This window comes from Burkholderia sp. Tr-20390, assembly GCF_017104595.1.
Classification (GTDB): Bacteria; Pseudomonadota; Gammaproteobacteria; order Burkholderiales; family Burkholderiaceae; genus Burkholderia.
Genome location: NZ_JAAGPC010000052.1, coordinates 20920 through 41781, shown reverse-complemented (window position 1 = coordinate 41781; position 20862 = coordinate 20920). Strand labels below are relative to the sequence as shown.

Below are 20862 nucleotides of genomic sequence, written 5' to 3'. Positions count from 1 at the left end.
ACGTCGGGACGTGGAGGCGTGGAGCCGGCGGTCAAAGGCCGGGGATCGCGGCCGCGTCGCCCGGCGGCCCGCCCAATCGGCGCTCGACGTCGCGCTCAAGCGCATCGATGCCTCGATGCGCTGCGCGAATGTTCAAGCGTAGCGCGACCTCACCGAAGGCGACCGATTATCGGACGGTTTGACGAACCGATTCGTCTGCTGCGGAGAACGCAGTTGGATAACGCGTCGCTGATGTCCGGATAACTTTTCTTATCACAATAGCGTGATTTCATTTCAAAACCGACCAGTCGGCAAACGCGTCAGTCTTGGTAGCCGAGCATGCCGCGGTCAGCATCGCCCGCCGGATACGGATGGACAGTCTTTGCGAGGCGGCAGGAAGGTGGGGGGCGGGGCACCTGTCCGCGACCGGCGGACAGCACTCCACGAAAATCGCCCCAAAAGCCGGATCGCTTTCCGGCCTTTGGGGCGCAGTTCATCGAGTCGCGTTTCGATGGTTTTCGACTGGCAGGATCGGACCAGCCGGCAACCTCCGCCGGCAGTTCCCTCACGATTGCGGAAGCCGACACCCGATCCGCCTGCCCGACGCCTCACGACGAATCGCGAGCGGGTTGGCTTCAGGACGTTTGCGCGGTGGACGTCAGGAAGATCTCCCTCATGCAGACGTGCTGCGGTTGCGCATAGGCGAAGCACACCGCGCGTGCGACGTCGTCGGGATGCAGCACCGAAGCCAGCGTACTCATCCACTCGCGAAACATCGTCTTGGCGGACTCCGACGTGGTGGCGTCGAGCAGGGGCGTGTCAACCACGCCCGGCGCGATGGTCGACACGCGGATATTGTGCTGGCCGAGATCGGCGCCCAGCGCGGCCGACATGCCGTGCACCGCGAATTTCGATGCGCAATACGCCGAATGAAATGGAAAGGCCTGGCGGCCGGTGATCGAGCTGACGTTGAAAATGCTGCCGCGCCGCCGCTCGATCATGCCGGGCAGCACGCTCTGAATCGCGTTCATCGTCCCGACGACGTTCACGTCCAGCATGGTTCGCAGTTCGTCGGCCGATTGTTCGAGCGGCTCGCCGAGCAGCATCGTTCCCGCGCTGTTCACGAGGCAGTCGACACCGCCGAACTGCGCCTGCGCGGCCTGCACCGCGGCCCGCACCGCACGCTCGTCGGTCACGTCCGCCGCGACGCATGCGGCGTTGGGCAAATCGAGCGCCTGCAGCTCGGCCAACCGCCGCGACACCAGCAGCAGCGGATGCCCGAGCGTGGCAAACGCACGCGCGACCGCCGCGCCAATGCCGGAACTCGCGCCCGTCACCATCACCAGCGGCAAAGTCGTCACGACGCGCCTCCCGTGCGGACCCCGCGGTCGCGCTTGCGCTGCGCGCGTTGCTGCACGTCGGCATACATCGCCTTGACCGCATTCGCCGTGAAGAACGCCATGTGCTCGTCAAAACGTCCCGGATGGACGATCGAGAACGGGGCGGGCGGTCGTTTGCCGAGCGTCGCCTCGTAAAGCGGGCCGATCGGATCGTTCATGTGCGAGTTGCGGAAGTTGTGCGCGGTCTGGGCCGCGTTTTCGGCACCCGAAATCGAGGCCGTCGGCGTGTTGTCTTCCGGACTCACGCCGATCTGCGTCTTGACGAACTGGATGTGCTCGTCACGCCATGTCCGCACGTACTGGTACACGTAGACCGTCTGACGAATCATCGCGGCGAGCGCCGGTTGCGTGTTCAGGCGCAGCACCTGTTGCGCCTGCTCGAGCACGGCGTCGTCGTCGCGCGCGGCAGTGTCGTTGAATGCCATCAGCCGCAGGCGGAGCGAACGGACCAGCAGCGGGTAGATCGTCAGGAACAGCCCCTTGCGCAGATTGTGCGAGTGAGACCCGCTCGTGATGCCAAGCGCCGGCCGGATCGCGAAGTAAGCCTTCGGACTCAGCGTCCGCACGATCGGCTTGATGTTGTCGGTGACGATCTGCAGCAACTTGTTGCACAGCGCCAGCGACGTCGCCTCATGCTCGAACGACTCGTTCGCTTCGTTCACGAGCGCCAGGATCGAATCCGCGATCACGTCGTTGACGAGGCCCACGAGGACTTCGCTGATCTGGTGGTACGCACGGAACTGCATCAGGTACGTCGGATCCTTGAGGTCGACGCAGGTGACCGCATCGCGCACCTCGTCGTTCTGCACGACCCGCTGATAGAACTGCTCGGCGCTCTCGCCCTCGAGACGAAACACGCCCGGCACGCGAACGTGGCGCAGCACGGCCAGCCAGATCGTTTCGTAATTGGTATTGACGAAGGTGTGAAAGAACGTGAAGCGCTGCGGATCGTCGAGGTCCTTCTCCGAAACGTCGCCGACCGCTTCCGGCGCCGCTTTCAGCGCTTCGTACATCGCTTCGGTTTTTTTCGCGGCAGCCTGATAGGTGGACGAATCCTCGATCGACAGAAAGTCCCCGCCATTGCGCCCGAGATCCGTTTGCACCAGCAACTGCGAAAAGCGGTACAGGGAATCGTTGAAATGATTCATCCACGAAATCTTGACCGACACGTCGCCGAAGCGGGAATGACTGATGTCGTCGATGATCCGGTCGGCGAGGACGGAAATGTTATTCAGGCAGATTTCCGTCCCTCTGAAGATGGCGACAATACATTTTGCATCGATTTGCTGCTTTTCGCAGTTTATGAGTCGATCCAGGTATTTCACGCCATGCAGAAGTTCGTAGTTCGCAAGCACCGCGGTGCTGTCGATCTCCGCATGCGTCGAGAACGCCTCGCGCCGCCGCGAGATTTCGTCGAGGTCCAGTGATTTGGCGAGAAGCTTCTCCGTCGCGTGTTCCGCGGTGACGGGGAGATTGCTTTTGCTGCGAAGGAACGACGCGATTTCTTGCCGAATCGACCGGGCCGATTCGCTCTCAGGTGCTTTCACTTCCATTTAAAACCTCTCGATGGTCCGATGTTGATTTAATTGATTTTCAAGACGTATCAGGGTGGAGCGGGGGAGGATTGTATCGACTATTTTCTCGAAATGATCGCTGTCAGAACAGACAGCTTTATTCACGCCGATGACACCTGATGTTTGTGTCAGGGATATCTGTCAGATATTGCAGGTTCACGACAACGGATTTTGATTGTCTAATCACATTCCGCAACAGTGATTTGATATTTAATATATTTTTAGCATGTTCAAAGAAACGTGCGGTTTGCAAATCGGGTAAATACAGAATGATGCGGACGGACGATATCGCCCCGCGCCTGCGGGCCAGCATGGCCCAGGTTCTCGGAGCGCCGCTCCATTACGGTTTTCTCGCGGCGTTGTGCCGCGCCGGGGTGCGGGGCATCGATGGCGGCAACGCCGCGACCATCACGATCCGCAGACGCTCGGCCGTCGGCGCTGCGCCCCCGGCGATCACGATCGGATCGCCCGAGATCGCCGGGGCTTTCCGCATGCTGGTTCGACGGGTCGCCGATCGTCTCGACGCGGCGGGGGGCGCGGACGCCGGCGCCGCCATCGATCAATGGGAGCTCGAGGTCCGCGGCGGCGCGCACGGCCCCATCGTGCTGCGGCCGCACGACCCGACGCACGCGAACGCATGGCAGGTGAGCGTTGCCGGCGCGCCGGCGCTCGCGGCCGCCATCGGCGACAGGTGGCGTCACACCGCAGCCGAGCTCGCCGATCAGCTGGCCGTCGATCCGATCGTCGACGTCACCCGCGTGCTCGCCGGACGCCCGGCGCGCGACGCAAGCGATGCCGTGCTGACCCTGATTCACGGCGCCGACGGCAGCGTCGTGCCGTTCGCGCCGCTGGCCGCGCGGCTGCCGTTCATCGTCAGGGCGTTTCGCGGGGTGCCGGCGCAACTCGCGCAGGCCGCCGACCTGAAGGACCTCGCGCACCGCTATGTCGATGCACTGTGCGAGATCGACGACCGGCCGTTCCACTGGATCGGCGGTCACTCGTTCGGTGCGGTGGTGGCGCGCGAAATGGCCGCCCTGCTGGAGCAGCGCGGCAAGCGCCTGGGCGTCGTGGTCAGTCTCGATCCGTCGCTGGCCCTGGCGGCCCGCGAGCGTGTGAGCGACGACCGCACGGAGCGCGTCACGCTGCTCAAGGCGATGTTTCCGCCGGCGGAAGCCGATCGCGTCCTCGCCGAATCGCCCAGCGACAGCGAAATCGACGCCTGCCTGCGTCGGCGCATGCCCGCCGCCCGCCTGCGCGAGGTGCTCGACATGCGCCGCACGTGCCTGGCATTGCTGAAGTCCCACCGCACCGCCGCGGCCCCGGCCGCGCGCGTGGCATGCCTGCACGCGCGCGAGCCGCTGCTGCCCGACTGGCATGCGCACGCGCTGCAGCATCGCGTGCAGGGCATCGAAGTACCCGGTAATCACTTTTCAATGCTCTCGGAGCCGCACGTCGCCTGTGTCGCTTCGATCGTTCAATCCCTTCGTCCTGAATCCTGCGATGACTGAACCCATCTATTCACCCCACATCCCGCATCTGGCCTTCGAGCAGCGCGCCGCAGCGGCACCCGATCGAATCGCGGCCCTCTCGGAGCGCGAAAGCGTGACCTACGGTGAGATGAACGCGCGCGCGAACCGGCTGGCGCGTTTCCTGCGCGATGAAGTCGGCATCCGCGCCGGCGAGGCCGTCGGCGTGTGCACGGATCACGATCCTGTCAGGCTCGTCGCGTTGCTGGCCATCCTGAAGTGCGGGGCCGTCTACGTGCCGGTCGACGCCGCGTGCCCCGAGGACCGGATGCGCCACATGGTCCAGCGCGCGCGCATCGCGTTCGTGCTGACGGCCCTGGAAGGTCGCGCGATGACGCAGCTCGGCGACGTGCCGCAAAGCGACGTCTATGCGGCGTTGAATCGGGCGAGCCAGTTGTCGTCCGACAATCTCGGGCTGGATGCCGAGCTGCACGATCCGCTCTACATCATCTTCACGTCTGGTTCCACCGGGCTGCCGAAGGGCGTTGCCGTCTCGCATGCCGCGGCGTGGAATCACTTCAGCTGGATCATCGACTACCTCGGTTTCCGCGAGGACGATCGCTGGCTGCAAAGCATCAACCCGTGTTTCGACCCCTCCATGCACGAGCTGCTCGCGCCGCTGACAATCGGCGCGACGGTGTGCTTTCTCGGCGGCACGCACCGGATCGACAGCGTCGAGATCGTGGCCGCGATCCGGCGGCATGCGGCCACGCACATCACCACCGTGCCGACGATGTTCAATCTCATCACGCAAACGCCGGGCTTCGATCAATGCACGAGCCTGAAGGCGATCTGCGTCGGCGGCGAGGTCTTCCGTCCATCGCTCGCGGAACGCGCCCGGCGCCTGTTGCCCAACACGGTCGTCCACAACGTGTACGGGCCGACGGAGGCGACGATCATGGCGAGCGCATGGCCGTTTGACGACGCGCCGCGGGATTCGCTGCCGATCGGCGCACCGGTTTCGCACACGCGCTTCTACCTGCGTCGAACCGCGGCGGACGGCGTGACCGACGCGATCGTGCCCACGACGCCGGGGGAGGAGGGCGAGCTCTGCATCAGCGGCGCGGCGCTGGCCAACGGCTACGTGAACGACGCCGCGGAAACGGCGCGGCGCTTCATCGCGAATCCGCTGTTCGAGACCGGTGACCTGCCGGTGTACTCGCGCATCTACCTGACGGGCGACATCTGCCGGGTCGATGCAGACGGCCTCGTCCACTGCGTGGGGCGCGTGGACGACCAGGTGAAGATCAACGGCCAGCGCGTCGAACTGGCGGAGATCGAATCCGCGGTGCTGCGCTCGCCGATGGTTCGCGATGCCACCGCGCTCGTCGTCGGCGACCGGCTGACCGCCATTGTCGTTCTGGCCGACGGCCACGACACCGCGTGGATGCGAACACTGAGCGAAACCGCGGCCCACGCGCTGCCGGCCGCCTGGCTGCCGAAGGACTGGGTCGCGGTCGCGGAGATCCCGCGCCAGGCGACGAGCGGCAAGGCGGACCGGCGCGCGCTCGTCGACCTCTGCCGCCAGGCCAGCGAGCGCGCCCGAGCGGATGACGTGCCGGCCAACGACGTCGAGTCCGAAATCGGCCGCGCGCTGGCCCAGTTGATCGGCCTGGGCAGTGATGCGTTGATCGACCGGGACGAACCGTTCGCGGATATCGGGCTCGATTCGCTGGGCGTACAGGCGCTGTCGCTGCGGCTCAGCGCCGCCTTCGGGGTGTCCCTCCGTGCCGAAGACATGTTCGAGTACTACACGATCGACCTTCTTTCGCGGGAAATCCACTCGCGGCTTGCAACGGCATGAGAACGGCACCGGTCGCCGCGCGCAATGGCGCACGCGGCACCGGGCCTTCCAGACGGAGAATTCATTTGGATACCGATGTACTGATCGCCGGTGGCGGTCTGGCTGGCCTGTATGCCGCCTATGAACTGAAGAAGCGTCACCCCGGACTGCGGGTTCGCCTGGTCGAGATGCTGTCTCGCATCGGCGGCCGGGTGCAGACCGACGAGATGCTCGCCGGCGCATTCCGTGCGGAATACGGCGCCGTGCGAATCGAGCCCGATCTTCAGCCGCTCGTCGACACCTTCGTGCAGGCGCTCGGCGTACCCGTGCAACCCATTTCGTCGCACGAGGCAGGTTCGTCGATCCGTCCGTGTGCGGCGAAGCTGACCGAGGACGAGCGCGCGCTGCTGGCGGATCCGCGCGCGCACGATCCGCCCTGGGCGCTGCTGATGCATGCGGTGCGCGTGATCGTCGCGGACCAGTGGGACCTCGACGGCGACCGCTTCGACCGGCCCGGCCGGGCCGAGGCACTGGCGAGATTCCGCACGGACGCCCAGTTCGGGGGCATGCCGCTTTACCAGCAGGGTATCTGGAACGTGCTGTCGAACGTACTGAGCCATGAAGCGGTCGAGTTCACGCGCGAGAAGGGGGCGTTCTACAACTTCAAGAACGCGAACCCGAATGCCGCGGAATGGATCGCGACGCTGCTCGACCTGCGCCTGCTCGAGCGTCCGTCCTACCTGCCGGTCGGCGGCATGCAGACGCTGATCGACTACGCAGGGCGCGCGGTGCGCGCACTGGGCGTCGACGTGGTCGTGGATCACGCGCTCGTCGACTTGTCGGAGCAGCCCGATGGCGCCATCGCCGCGACGATCGAAGAGGTGTCGACTGCGGAGCGGCGCCGCGTCGTCGTCCGGTGCGGGCGCGTCGTGCTCGCGCTGCCGCAGCGCCCGCTCCGGGCGCTTGCCCGCTGCCTGCCGCCGGCCGTGACCGCCAGCCTCGATGCCGTCGTCCCGTTCCCGATCACGTGGGCATGCTGCGTGGTCGAGGACCCGTGGTGGAACGCCGACACGCCGCCAGGCAGCGGCGAAGGCGCGATGGTTCGGGCCGCTCATTTCGAGGTCCATCCCAGCCAGCCTGAGCGGTACGGCATGGCGATGTTCTACAGCGATGAACCGTGGCATCAGTACTGGGCCAACCTGATCGACACGGAAGAAGGCCGCCGCGGCTGGCAGTCGGCCCCGTATCGCAACCGGGGCGAGCGCCTGAAGGCGGCGCTCGTCCGGACGCTGCAGCAGACGTTCTCGCGCGACGACACGCCGCGCATCCTCGAATGGGGCATTCGCGACTGGAGCATGGCGCCGTTCGGCGCCGGCGTGCATTTCTGGCGTCCCGGCTACCGCTCGGCGGACGTGATTCGGCAACTGGCCGCGTTCGGCATCGGCGCCGATCCGGCCAACCGGCGCGTGCATATCTGCGGCGAGGCCTATTCGGACCTGCAGGGCTTTTTCGAAGGCGCCTGCCGTTCGGTGCAATGCATGCTGCAACAGATCGACGCGCAGAACGGAACGGAAAAACACAACGCAACGACGGAGTCGAGCAATGAAGCAGCGTGAACGGGTACCGGAGGAAATCTCCATTGTCGGCATGGCGTGCGAGTTGCCCGGAACCGCCCATTCGCTCGATGCTTTCCGTGCGGTGGTGCTGGACGGGCGGGAAGCCACCGGGCCGATGCCGGCCGGCCGTTTCGGCGCGGACGGCGCCGCGACGCCGCCGCAAGCGCTGCATGGAGGCTTCCTTGCCCGCTCGCCGTGGGCATTCGATCCGGCGGTGTTCTCGATCGCGCCGAAAGAGGCCATCTACATGGATCCGCAGCATCGATTGCTGCTGGAAACGAGCTATCACGCCGTCGAGGACGCGGGCATCGACCCGTCGTCGCTGAGGAAGCAGCGCTGGGGCGTGTTCGTCGGCCTGAGCACGCTCGACTATGCACGCCGGATGGCGAGCAGCGACGACTACAACGGCTTCCTGAGCCGCGGTGCGCTGGGCAGCATGGCCGCGGGGCGGATCGCCTATCACCTCGGCCTCGAAGGCCCTGCATTCGTCGTCGATACCGCATGCTCGTCGTCGCTGGTGGCGGTGCACCAGGCGCTCGGCGCGCTGGCCGCGGGCGAATGCGACGCGGCGATCGTGGCCGGCGCGTCGCTCATGCTGACGCACGATTACAGCGTGGATCTGGCGCAGGCCGGCATGCTGGCCGCCGACGGTCGCTGCAAGACCTTCACGCGACACGCCGACGGCTTCGCGCGCGGCGAAGGCATCGGCGCCGTCGTGTTGATGCGCCAATCGGACGCCGCGCGCACCGGCAAGCGGATCTACGCGAACCTGCTCGGCAGCGCCGTAAACAGCGACGGCCGCAGCAACGGCATCACCGCGCCTTCGCAGGCCGCCCAGCGGCGCGTGATCGAAGACGCGCTGTCGAGCGCCGCGCTGACGCCGGCCGACGTCTCCTATGTCGAAACACACGGGACCGGCACCGACCTCGGCGATCGAATCGAGCTGTCGGCGCTCGCCGACGTGTTCGGCAAGCGCATGCATCCGCTGTATCTCGGGGCGGTCAAGGCCAATATCGGCCATTGCGAGGGAAGCGCCGGGATCGCGAGCCTGATCAAGGCGGCTCTGTGCGTGTCCGCGAGACAACTCGCGCCGCATTGCATGGCGAACGATATCAGCGAGGATCTGCCGCTTGCCCGCTTCCAGGGCGTGATCCCTGCGACTGCCACGTGCTGGCAGCCGGGCGATCCGGACGGGCGGCTGATCGCGGGTGTCAGCTCGTTCGGCATGAGCGGCACCAACGCGCACGTCGTGCTGGGCGAGTCGCGCGCCCATCGTGCGGCCACGCCGGCGGCGGAGCGCCGCAGCGGCGCGAGCCTGCTGTTCCTGTCGGCCCGCACGCCGGCGTCGGTTCAGGCGCTGGCTGACGCCTATGCGGATGCGATCGAGGCATCGCCCGATATCGACCTGCACGCGCTGTGCGACGCGGCGCTGGCGAACCGCCAGGTGTGGCCGCATGCGTCGATCGCGGTCGCGGCCGGTAGCCCGGCCGAACTGGTCGAACGGTTGCGCGAGCGTTGCGCCGCACCGGTCCCGACGACGCGGCTGCAGCGCGTCGCGATGGTCTTCACCGGGCAGGGCAGCCAGTACGCCGGCATGTCTCGCAGCCTGTTCGACGCCAACCGGCGATTCCGCGCGTTACTCACGGAATTCGCGGATCACGTCGACCGCATCGTCGGCTGGAGCACGCCGTTGCTGCCGCGCATGCTGGCCACCGGGCAGGCTGCGGGCGCGACGCTGCCGCTCGTGCGCGAACAGCGGACGTCCCAGCTCTCGCTGCTCGTCCTGCAATGCGCACTCGCGCGGTTCTGGCAGGAACTCGGGTGCCGGCCCTACGCCGTGCTCGGGCACAGTGTCGGTGAATATGCGGCGGCGTGGTTCGCCGGCGCATTCGACTTCGACACGGCGGCCCGCCTGGTGCTGGCGCGCGCCGATGCCATGGAGCGGGCGTGTACGGTCAGCCCCGGAAAGATGCTGTCGATCGCTGCGCCGCGGCAGATCGTCGAGGCGCTGATCGACGAGGTCAATCACGGCCTGCCGTCGGCCGCGCTGTGGCTGTCGGCGCTGAACGCACCGGAATCGACCGTGGTCGCCGGGTCCGAGGCGGCCGTGCTGGCCGCCGCGGAGCATGCCCGGCGGCAAGGCCTGACGACCCTGCCGTTCGACACGCAGGGCGCGTTTCATACGCCGCTGATGCAATCCGCGGCAGACGAATTCGCTGCGCATGCGGCGCGTCTCCTGGCCGGCGGCGTCGCGGCGACGCGACCGTCCGTCCGCTTCGTGAGTTCCGTCGAAGGGTGGGTCGGGTCCGTGCAAATGGACGCGGCACCGGGTTCGCCGGCCTACTGGGCCGAACAGATCGTGCGCCCCGTCGATTTCGCGGCGGCCGCCGCCGGGCTCGTCGGCGACGACGTCGACGCGGTGCTCGAAATCGGGCCGCGTCCGGTACTCTGCGGCCTCGTCGCGGCCACCGCGCGGGCGGCACGGCGCGGGTTGGCGTGCCTGCCCAGCATCGACCGGCGCGGAGCCGACGACGAAACGTTCCTGCGTGCCGCAGGACGCCTCGCGGAAGGCGGCGCACTGGACATCCGGAAGGCCATGCAGGCATTCGGCGATGCGCGGGCCGCCGGGCCGTTCGTCGAACTGCCGACATATCGTTTCGACCACACGCTGCTGCAACCGGCTTCGTGGCCGCACACGGTCTCCCGCGCGAGCACCCACGCCGCGCCGCCACAGCCGCTGCGCGATGCGCCGGCCTGGTCGGGCATCGACTTTCGCGCGACCTTGCAGGTCGACCTCGGCACGCCCGCGCTGGACTGGATCAATCAGCACCGGATTCACGGCCGCGCGATCGTGCCCGGCGCGTTCTACCTGTCGACAGGTGTCGCGCTCGCGATGCAGGCTATCGCGCGCGCGCCCCGACAGGGTCCTGCCGGCGCGATGATTCAGCTCGACGATCTGACGGTCAGCCGGCCGCTCGCCTTCGACGATCCGGCGGCGACGCACGAGGTGGCCTGCCAGGTGACCGGTCCCGCGCACGATGGCCGCTACACGATCGTCTATCGGCTGCCGGACGATGGCGATGCCGAACTGGCGCGCGTGCACGTCGCAGCGGAACACGCGCCGCTGCCGCCGTCGAGCGGCCGGTTCGACGAGCAGCCAGGCGAATGGGTGCGCCCGGACGCGTTCTTTGACGAATATGAGCGCCGGGGCGTCCAGTACGGCCCGCTGTTCCAGCGGATCGCCGCCTACCAGCGCGTCAGCGACACCGAGGTACGCTGCCGCATCGCACCGCCGGACGCGCAGCCGGCGCTGCCGCTCAGTCACAGTGCGTTCATCGACACGTGCTTCCAGTCGCTCGGTGTATGCCGAGGCCGTCCGGAGAGCGCCTATGCCCCCGTCGCACTCGAGTCGATCCGGATCGATCCGGACGCGCGCTGGTCGTCGGCGCTGACTTGCCGGGCCGTGCTTCGGGAGTCGAGCGACACGATGCTGGTCGGCGACGTGCTCGTCCAGGACGAATCCGGCCGGGACGTTGCCACACTGCATGGCGTGACCTGCGTGCGCCTGTCGGCGAGCGCCGCCGAGCGCCATGACGTGCACTTCCGGGTCGAATGGGTGCGCGACGGTGCCCCGGCATTGTCGGCCGGCGCGTCGCTGGCCGGCGAAACGTGGCTGTTGCTCGCACCGGCGGATGCACCGGCGCCCGATCGCTGGCACGAGAGCCTCACCGCGCGCGGCGCGGCAAGCCGCTTGCTCGCGTTGCCGGGAGCGTCGCAGCGCGACGGCAAGCCGATCGACGAACCGCACGCGGACGACGCGCGAGTACGCACGGTCGTCGTCTGGGCGCCTTACGCGTGGCTGTCCGGCGCAGCGTCCTACGGCGCGGTCGCCGCTTTCGTTCGAGACGTGCGGCGCAGCATCGAGACGGTGTCGGATCGGCAACCGGGACAGCCGCTACAGGTCTGCCTCGTGACGGAGACGGGTCATGCGGCGCCGGACGTGCTGGGCGCGGCGACGATGCAGGCGCTCGCGGTTCACTTGCAGGCCGAACTGCCCGCGCTGGACGCGGCACAGCTCGAGGTCGTCGACGCGGGCGATCGCGTCGTCGACGCGATCCTGGCGGTACGGGACGTCAAGCCGGGCATCACGTCGCGGCGCATCGCGACACCGCTCTGGCGTATCGACGACGCGGGGCTGGCGCGCCGCGAAACCGTGGCCGGCCTGCCGGAAGTCGACGGCGACAACGCGCTGCAGCCGCGCAGCGACGGCCGCTACCTCGTGACCGGTGCGTTCGGCGGGGCGGGCAAACATCTCGTCGAACATCTTGTCGACGATTGCGGATGCCGAAACCTCGTGCTGATGCGCCGACGCGCGTTGACGCCGGACGACGAGGATCACCGATGGGTGGCGGGCCTGCGCGAGCGGTCCGGCGCGACGATTCAACTGCTCGTCGCGGATCTCGCCGCCGCCGAGGTCGACGGTGCGTGGCTGACTGCCCATGCGGGCGCGCTGGACGGCATTTTTCACCTGGCCGGCGCGACCGCCGACCGGAACATCCTGGACACCGACGCGGCGCAACTCGACACCGTTCTCGGCGCCAAGTTGCGCGGGGCGTCGGTGCTCCACGACTACGCGTGCGGGCAGCCTTCGATCGGGTTCATCGTGTATTTCTCGTCGCTGGCGTCGCTGGTCGAATCGCCGGGCCAGATTTCGTATGCGATCGCGAACGCGGGGCTGCAACGGCTGGCCGCGCACGGTGCTTCGCTCGGCCTGCCGGCCATCGTGGTCGACTGGGGACCGTGGGCGGACACCGGCATGTTGAAGCGGGTGGGGGGGCGCGCGCCGTCGCGCTCGCTGCGACGGCTGCAACCGCTCGCCCCGCAAGCCGCCTGCGCGGCATTGACCGCCGCGATGGCGCGCATCGGGCACGGCGCGCATCTGGCGATTTATCGCGTCGTCCCGGAAGCGCCCGCACGATCGGGCGACACGGTCGCGACACGCGACGCGGCCGCGATCGGGCCGGCATCGGCCACGACGACAGCCGATGGCGCGTTCGCGCTGCTGACCGGGCTGATCGCCGCGGAAACGGGCCATGCGCCGCACCAGATTGCCAGGACGTCGACGCTGGACGAACTCGGGCTCGATTCGGTCGGCACGATCCGGATTCGCAGCGAACTGCAGGGGCGGCTCGGGCTGAGCCTGCCCGCGAGCCTGTTCTTCGACAGCGCGACGGTCGCCGATATCCATGACCGGCTGGTGGAGTCGATGAGCCAGGCGACGGCGACGGCTCCCGCCGAGGCCGCGCCCGTGAAGGAGGGCGGTGCACCGGCCCGCGTACCGCTTTCGTACAATCAGTTCGCGATCTGGTACGAGCAGATCCGCCACCGCGACAGCCGCGCCTACAACTGCGCAGTCGGCTGGCGCGTGGCCGGCGAGGGGCTCGACCTGGATCGGCTGGCGGCGCGATGGCGCGCGCTGCTCGGCGAACACGAATTGCTGCGCGCGACCTTCGACGAAGTCGAGCACGAGCCGGGATACGTCATTCATTCGCTTGACGAAACGCGCTCGCGTTGCGCGATCGCCACCGAGGACGCCGCATCGGGTGCCGACGTCGACGCCCGGATCCAGGCGTTGCTGGCCGCGTCGCCCGACCTCGCGACCGACTTCGCGACCCGCGTGAACGTGCTGCGCGTGTCGCCGCGCGAATGGTATCTGGTCGTGACGTCGAATCACCTCGTGATGGATGCCGCGACCATTTTCATCGTGGGCGTCCAGCTTCTTCAGGCGATGTGCGGCACCACGGCACCGCTGGTCGACTCCGATGCACCCTATCGCGACTTCGTGGCCACGCAACGGGCACTCGATGCGACGACCCTGACGGCCGCACGCGCATTCTTCGTCGAGCGGATCATCGACGGCGACGGCGTCCCCGTCAGCGTCGACCTGCCGGTGGATCGGGTGCGCACGGAGCAGGGCGCGAAGACCGGCGGCACGGTGCGCGTACCGGTGTCGCGGCGCCTGGCCGACCAGCTCAACGCGATGCCGGGCGGACGACGCGCGGCCGCGCATCTTGCCACGTGGCTGTTGCTGCTCGCGCGATACTCGAACCAGAATCGCGTGATCACGGGCGTCGCGTTCAACGGTCGTTCGGCACAACGCTGGCGCAACACGGTTGGCCATTTCGTCAACGTGCTGCCGCTCGTCAGCGAAGTCGACGAAAACCAGACCGTCACGGCGGCGATCGACCAGGTCCGGCGTGCACTGTTCGAGTTGGTCGATTACCAGGACGTCCCGCTCGCGCTGTTGATGCGTGACGAACGCCTGCGCTCCGCCAGCCGTTCGGCAGGGCTGTTCCAGACGTATTTCAACTACTTCGATGCCTCCGAGATGGTGGTCGACGTCGGTGCCCGGTGCGACGCGACACCGCTCGACATCACGCAGCAGGAAGCGCAATTCGACCTGAGTGCGTGGGTGACGCAACGTCAGCACGATTGGGCGATCGACCTCAAGTACGCCGATGCCGTGTTCGACCGTGCGACGGTCGAACAGATCGCGGAGCATTACGCGACGCTGCTGGTTGCGTTGTCCGACCCCGCTCATGCCGAACGCGAAGTGGGCTCGATCACGATGCTGCCGGCCGACCAGCTGCAGTTGCTGGCATCCGGGCGCGGCCCGGTGCCGCGCGACACGCGGGATGTCGATCCGGGCGATACGGCATGCGTGCACGAGCAGTTCGCCCGGCGCGCGCACGAGACACCGGATGCGGTCGCCATCGAATGGGGCGAACGACGGCTGACCTATCGTGAATTGAACGCGCTGGCCGATACGGTGGCCGATACGCTGCACCGCCAGGGCGTCGGCAGCGAGACGACCGTCGGCATCCTGATGCCGCGTTTCGGGTGCCCGGAATCCATCATCGCGATCCTCGCGATCTGGAAATGCGCTGCCGCGTACGTCGCACTCGACCTGAAGCATCCGGCGGCGCGCACGGGCTACATGATCGACACGGCCCGCTGCGCGATGGTGTTGACGCAACGGCACCGGCTGTCCGACGACGTGCGGCAGGCGCTCGCCGAGCGCGACGCGCTGGGGCTGTGCAACGTCGTGCTTCGCGCGGACCACACCGCAATCGACTGCGACGTCGTGCAAGCCGGCCGCGTGCAGCATCATGCTCGGCTGGAACCGAACGGCGACTACGCCGAGCGCGGCGGCAAGCTCGCTTACGTGCTGTTCACTTCCGGCAGCACCGGCAATCCGAAGGGCGTGCTGGTCGAGCATCTGGGCCTGACCCAGCGCCTGCGCTGGATGGAGCGCCATTTCGGCTTCTCGGCGAGCGACCGGTTCCTGCAAGGGACGGTTCTGACGTTCGATATCTCGGTGCCCGAATTCTGCCTGCCGCTGATGACGGGCGGGGTCGTCGTGCTGATGGACGAAACGGACGGGCCGGCCGGCCACGCCGCCGTGTGCGTACGCCACGACGTGACCATGATGAGCACCGTGCCGTCGCTGCTGAACCTGCTGCTCGAGCCGCTCACCCGCTGCCCGACGCTGCGCCATGTGATTTCGGTCGGCGAGGCCTTGATGCAGCCCGTGGTGCGCGCGTGGCTCGCATCGGGCACGACCACGACGCTCAACAACCTGTACGGGCCGACGGAAGTGACGATCTATGCGACGCATCATGCGTGCACCCGGGTACCCGACGGGCCGGGCGCATCGATCGGCGTCGCCTGCGACGGCGTGCGCTGCTGGGTGCTGGACGCACGCGGCCGCCCGGTGCCGCCTGGCGTGCCCGGCGAGCTGTACCTCGGCGGCAGCGGCGTGGCGCGCGGCTACATCGGCACGCTCAAGGCGCCCGACGCGTTCTCCGCCAATCCGTATCAGGACGGTGCGACGCGCATGTACCGCACCGGCGACATCGTCAAATGGCGGCGCGACGGCGAACTCGACTACATCGGTCGCAACGATTTCCGCGTGAAGCTGCGCGGGCTGCTGGTCGAGCTGGGCGAGATCGAACACGTGCTGATGTCGCAGCCGGGCGTCCGTCACGCGAGCGCACTCGTGGTCGATGTCGGCGCCGCCTCGTCAGTCGGACGGCAGATCGTCGGCTGCGTCATTGCGGACGGGTTCGACGAGCCTGCCGTGTTGGCCGGCGCGAAAGGGCGGTTGCCGGATTACATGGTGCCGTGGCGCCTGATGCAGTTCGACGCATTTCCGTCGAACAGCAGCGGCAAGGTCGACCGGAAGGCGCTCACGGAACGCGTGCTGGCCCGGATCGAGCAGGACGCCGATGCACGGCGTCCCGCCGACGCGGCGGAGGCGTTGTCGCCGGAACAGGCGGCCTTGTGCGCGCTATGGAAGACGCAGCTCGACCTGGCCTCGATCGGGACCCGCGAGAACTTCTTCCAGCTCGGCGGCGATTCGCTGTCGTTGACGCGCATGGTCCTCGCCGCCGAACGCGAGCTCGCGCTGAAGGTCGACTTCAGCCGCTTCCTGACCAACCCGACGATCGACGGTTTCCTCGCCGCATGTGCGCACCGGCCCGACGGGGCGACGACGACGAACGACGCCGTCAGCCGTCAGGAGGATGCGCCGTATGCGGCGGATCTGGCGGCCGCCGCGACGCTGCCGGCATTCACGGGGACGGCGGCGAAGGCAGCGGACGCCTATCTGCTGACCGGCGCGACCGGGCACCTCGGCGCGTGGCTGCTGCGGATGCTGCTCGAGGAAACGCACGCGGACGTCTACGTGCTGGTGCGCGGCAACGACGACGCCGACGCGCGCGCGCGTCTCGACGCCCGCTACCGTGCCATGTTCGGCGGCGCGCTGCCCGTCGCGCGTGTCCGGATCTGCCGCGGCGACGCAACCTTGCCGCGGTTCGGCATGGACGACGACAGCCATGCGCAGTTGCTGACCCATGTCACGCAGGTCGTGCATTGCGCGGCGCACGTCAATCACGCGGCCGACTACGCGTTCATGCGCGAGGGCAACGTCGGCGCGAGCCGGCACGTCCTGGCGTTTGCGTCGGCCGCGAAAGTCGCCCATGTGCACTACATTTCGACGCAGTACACGGAGCTCGGATCGCTGCCGGAACAATGGCTCGACCACGCGGCGATCCGCGCGTTGTCGTCGGGTTACGAACGCTCGAAGTTCGTGGCGGAAGCCTGCTTCGCGCAATCGGTACTGCACGGCTATCCCACGTCGATCTATCGGCTGCCGCTGCTGATCGACGACCGCGATCCGAACCTGCAACGGCAGAACCATTTCGTCGCGTTCAGCAATAAGTGCGTGGCGATGGGCGCTTACCCGGATCTTCCCGTTGCGGTGCCGGTCATGCCGACGGAACACGTGGCCCGCTACATCGTCCGTCGCAGCAAGGTCACCATGATGTCGGCCGTGCGCAACGTCCATATCGACGATCTGGATTTTCGCGCGATCGTGGCGCGGCTGCGCGACGGGTCGACGCTGCGCGGGATACCGGCCGCCGAATGGGTGGCCCGCGCCCGCGACGAGACGCCCGAATCCGATCCGTTCTTCAGGATGTTGCCGCTGTACAGCGCGCTCGGCGACGGCGCGGGGTGCGGGCGGCCCGTCGAACATGCCGCGTATCTCGACGAACTCGGCCGGCTGGAAATGCCGGCCGCCGACGACTCGGGCAACTGGCTGCTCGACACGACCGCAGCTTGCCTGGACCGGCTCGCGGCGCTTTGATCCCTTTTCCTGAACCCGGACGGACGGTTGCCCGTCCGTCCGCACGCTGACCATGAAGACATCCAAACTTGCCATTGCCTCGCTGTTCCTGACCATCTTCGTCGATGCCGCCGGCATCGGCATCGTGTTTCCCGCGCTGACGCCGATGCTGCTCAACAACGAAACCGGCCTGTTTGCCGCGTCGGTGAGCGAGGCCACGCGCTATCAGATCTACGGCATCGTGCTGGCGCTTTATCCGCTGGCCATGTTCGCCGCGTCGCCGCTGCTCGGCGACATGTCCGATCGGTACGGCCGCAAACGGGTGTTGCTGCTGTGCCTGGGCGGCAACGCGCTCGGCATGCTCGGCACCGCTGCCGGCGTGTACGCCGGCAGTCTGTGGGGGGTGCTCGTCGGCCGCGCGATCTGCGGCCTGACCGCCGCGAGCCTGCCGGTTGCGCAGGCGGCCGTCATCGACATCAGCACGCCCGACACGAAAGCCGGCAACCTCAGCATGATCACGGCGGCGAACGGCGTGGGATTCGCGATCGGGCCGGTCATCGGTGGGGTGTTTTCCGGCACGGGCGGCGGTGCGTTCGGCGTCGCGCTGCCGTTCGTCATCGGTGCCGCCCTGGCGGCGCTCACGCTCGCGTTCGTGATCGCGTTCTTCTCCGATCGTCGCGCACACGACGGCACCACGCCTGCGCGACGCACCGGCGCATGGCGGCGCATCGTCGCGAATGCGGCATCGCCGGTACTCCGCACGCCGCTCGTCATCCTCGCGGTGTTCCTGACCGGCTACTACATCTTCTTCAACTACATGTCGGCCTTTTCCCTGTTGCGGTATGGATTCGACGCGTTCTGGGAGGCGATGCTGCTGTCGTTCTACTCGGCGTGCTTCGCCGTGTCGCTGCTGTTCATCATTCCCGCACTGGCGAAGGCGTTTTCACCGCGACAGAACCTCATGGGCAGCCTGATCGCGCAACCGGTCCTGATCGCACTGGTGATGCTGGTCGACGCCCCCGTCAGCCTCTGGGCGGCCGTGCCGCTGCTCGCGCTCGCCGTCTCCAACTGCTATGTCACGCTGCTCAGCATCGCGTCGAACCGCGCGACTGCCGACGATCAGGGGCAGGTGCTGGGCGTCGTCTCGTCGATCAATGCGCTTGCCTGGGGCGTCGCCCCGATCGTGACCTCGTTGCTGCAGCCGCACTCGATCGTCCTTCCGGTCGCGACGTCCGCGCTGGTGCTCGTGTCGGCGTGTGTGCTGGGCGGCCGCTTCTGCAACCAGGCGGTCGAACTCGAGGTCAGCCGATGAGCCCGCGTCAAGGTCATTCACCGCGAACCAACTGGAGAATTCAATGAATCCCAACACTCCCCAACTGCCTCATCCGCTGGGATTGCGGCGTGTCGTCGTGACGGGGCTCGGCCTCGTGACTCCGCTCGGCGTCGGTGTCGAACACTCGTGGCGGAACCTGCTTGCCGGTCGAAGCGGTATCACGACCATCGATCGCTTCGACACGTCGAATCTGCCTTGCAAGATCGCCGGGCTGATTCCCGCCGGCAATGCGCGCGACGGCGGCTTCGATGCGACCGAATGGGTCGAGGCGAAGGAAGTCAAGAAAATGGATCCGTTCATCGTCTATGCGATCGCGGCCGCCACGGAAGCGCTCGACGACGCACAATGGCATCCGGACGACCGGGCGCTGCAGAATCGCACCGGCGTCATGGTCGGTGCGGGTATCGGCGGCCTGCCGGGCATCGAGGCTGGGTCGCGACAAATCGAGCGCGCGCCCGGCAAGCGGCTGTCGCCGTTCTTCATTCCGTCGAACCTGATCAACCTGGCCGCCGGCCAGATTTCGATCAAGTACGGCTTTCGCGGCCCGACGCACGCAACGGTCACGGCATGCGCATCCGGCGCCCATGCGATCGGCGATGCGGCGCGCCTGATCGCGCTCGACGACGCGGACGTGATGATCGCGGGGGGCGCGGAGGCCGCCGTGTGCGAGGTCGGGATCGCCGGCTTTGCCGCGGCGAAAGCGCTGTCCACGGGCTTCAACGACACGCCGGAGCGTGCGTCGCGGCCGTGGGATGCCGACCGCGACGGCTTCGTGATGGGTGAGGGCAGCGGCATGGTCGTCCTCGAGGAATACGGGCATGCGCTGGCGCGCGGCGCCCGGATCTACGCGGAAGTGATCGGTTACGGCATGTCGGGCGACGCTTATCACATCGTCGCTCCGCCGGATGATGGCGACGGCGCGGCCCGCGCGATGCTGGCCGCCCTCAAGCGTGCGCGCATCGAGCCGGACGCCATCGACTACATCAATGCGCATTCGACGTCGACGCCCGCCGGCGATCTGGCCGAGATCGCCGCGCTGAAACGCGTGTTTGGCGAGCATCTGTTCGGTGGTGCGTCGGTGTCCGCCACGAAGGCGTCGACCGGGCACCTGCTCGGCGCCGCCGGCAGCGTCGAAGCGGTGTTTGCGCTGCTGGCGCTCCGCGACCAGGTCGCACCGCCGACGATCAACCTCGATCGCCCGGCCCCCGAATGCGACGGCCTCGATCTGGTGCCGAACCGCAGCAAGTCGCGGCCGGTGCGTTACACGCTGTCGAATTCCTTCGGCTTCGGCGGAACGAACGCCGCGCTGATATTCGGCCCTCCGCCGGCAGACGCCTGATCCAGGGGCGTGCCGGACACGCCCGTCCGGCATGCCCTTGACGCCACAGGGCATTCGTCCGGATAGTCACTTGCATATTAGAAGTCACGATGTTAGCCTTCACGCCATGAGAACGACCAGCTTTAAATCGATGGAGTGCCCGACCGCGCGCGCACTCGACTGCATCGGCGAATCGTGGACGCTCCTGATCCTGCGGGATGCGTTGCAGGGGTGCACACGCTTCGACGAATTCCAGCGCAGTGTCGGGATTGCAACCAATACGCTGACGCGCAGATTGAAACGCCTGGTCGATCAGGGCCTGCTGGAACGCCGGCGCTACATGACGCGACCCACGCGTTACGAGTACGTGCTGACGCAGATGGGCATCGACCTGTTCCCGCTGCTGGTCGTGCTGTTCGATTGGGGGAGCAAGTACCTCGTCAACGACGGTGTCGCGGTTCAGCAGATCGATCGGGAGAGCGGTCGGGTGCTGGAGTCCGTGGTCGTCGACAGGAATGACCTGCAGCCGATTACCGTGGATCGCGTCCTGCTCAAGGCAGGGCCGGTCGCGTCGGCCGCCGTGCATGAACGTGTCGAGCAGGTGCGCGAGCTGCGCGAAAGTGCGTCGGGCAGCTAACCGCTCCC

At 67.5% G+C, this 20862-nt stretch carries 10 protein-coding genes; 8 read left to right on the top strand and 2 right to left on the bottom strand.

The window, feature by feature from the left end:
* Positions 1 to 614: 614 nt before the first annotated feature.
* Positions 615 to 1340, bottom strand: coding sequence for an SDR family oxidoreductase (locus tag G3N98_RS16640; protein ID WP_206148698.1), 726 nt, complete (start codon positions 1338 to 1340; stop codon positions 615 to 617).
* Positions 1337 to 2527, bottom strand: coding sequence for a hypothetical protein (locus G3N98_RS16635; protein ID WP_175240868.1), 1191 nt, complete (start codon positions 2525 to 2527; stop codon positions 1337 to 1339). The genes G3N98_RS16640 and G3N98_RS16635 overlap by 4 nt, the downstream gene beginning before the upstream one ends.
* 36 nt (positions 2528 to 2563) lie before the next feature.
* Here G3N98_RS16635 and G3N98_RS16630 point away from each other — a divergent pair, with 36 nt between their 5' ends.
* The 8 genes from G3N98_RS16630 to G3N98_RS16600 all read left to right on the top strand — a co-directional run bounded on the left by G3N98_RS16630 (position 2564) and on the right by G3N98_RS16600 (position 20854).
* Complete coding sequence (locus G3N98_RS16630) at positions 2564 to 2806, top strand: hypothetical protein (RefSeq protein ID WP_206148697.1); 243 nt, start codon at positions 2564 to 2566, stop codon at positions 2804 to 2806.
* A gap of 458 nt (positions 2807 to 3264) precedes the next feature.
* The gene (locus tag G3N98_RS39815; protein WP_241025946.1) at positions 3265 to 4461 is read left to right on the top strand and encodes a thioesterase domain-containing protein; all 1197 of its coding nucleotides are present in this window, start codon (positions 3265 to 3267) and stop codon (positions 4459 to 4461) included.
* Positions 4454 to 6283, top strand: a complete 1830-nt coding sequence (locus tag G3N98_RS16625; RefSeq protein ID WP_241025947.1) for an amino acid adenylation domain-containing protein — start codon at positions 4454 to 4456, stop codon at positions 6281 to 6283. Before G3N98_RS39815 ends, G3N98_RS16625 begins: the two co-directional genes overlap by 8 nt.
* A gap of 65 nt (positions 6284 to 6348) precedes the next feature.
* Positions 6349 to 7878, top strand: coding sequence for an FAD-dependent oxidoreductase (locus G3N98_RS16620; protein ID WP_241025945.1), 1530 nt, complete (start codon positions 6349 to 6351; stop codon positions 7876 to 7878).
* The gene (locus G3N98_RS16615; protein WP_206148694.1) at positions 7865 to 17587 is read left to right on the top strand and encodes a non-ribosomal peptide synthetase/type I polyketide synthase; all 9723 of its coding nucleotides are present in this window, start codon (positions 7865 to 7867) and stop codon (positions 17585 to 17587) included. The genes G3N98_RS16620 and G3N98_RS16615 overlap by 14 nt, the downstream gene beginning before the upstream one ends.
* 52 nt (positions 17588 to 17639) lie before the next feature.
* Positions 17640 to 18878 carry an MFS transporter gene (locus G3N98_RS16610; protein WP_175240873.1) on the top strand — a complete coding sequence of 413 codons (1239 nt, stop codon included), beginning with the start codon at positions 17640 to 17642 and terminating at the stop codon, positions 18876 to 18878.
* 76 nt (positions 18879 to 18954) lie between these two features.
* Positions 18955 to 20238 carry a beta-ketoacyl-ACP synthase II gene (fabF, locus tag G3N98_RS16605; RefSeq protein WP_206148705.1) on the top strand — a complete coding sequence of 428 codons (1284 nt, stop codon included), beginning with the start codon at positions 18955 to 18957 and terminating at the stop codon, positions 20236 to 20238.
* A gap of 106 nt (positions 20239 to 20344) precedes the next feature.
* Positions 20345 to 20854, top strand: a complete 510-nt coding sequence (locus G3N98_RS16600) for a helix-turn-helix domain-containing protein (RefSeq protein ID WP_089425478.1) — start codon at positions 20345 to 20347, stop codon at positions 20852 to 20854.
* The last annotated feature ends 8 nt before the right edge of the window (positions 20855 to 20862 follow it).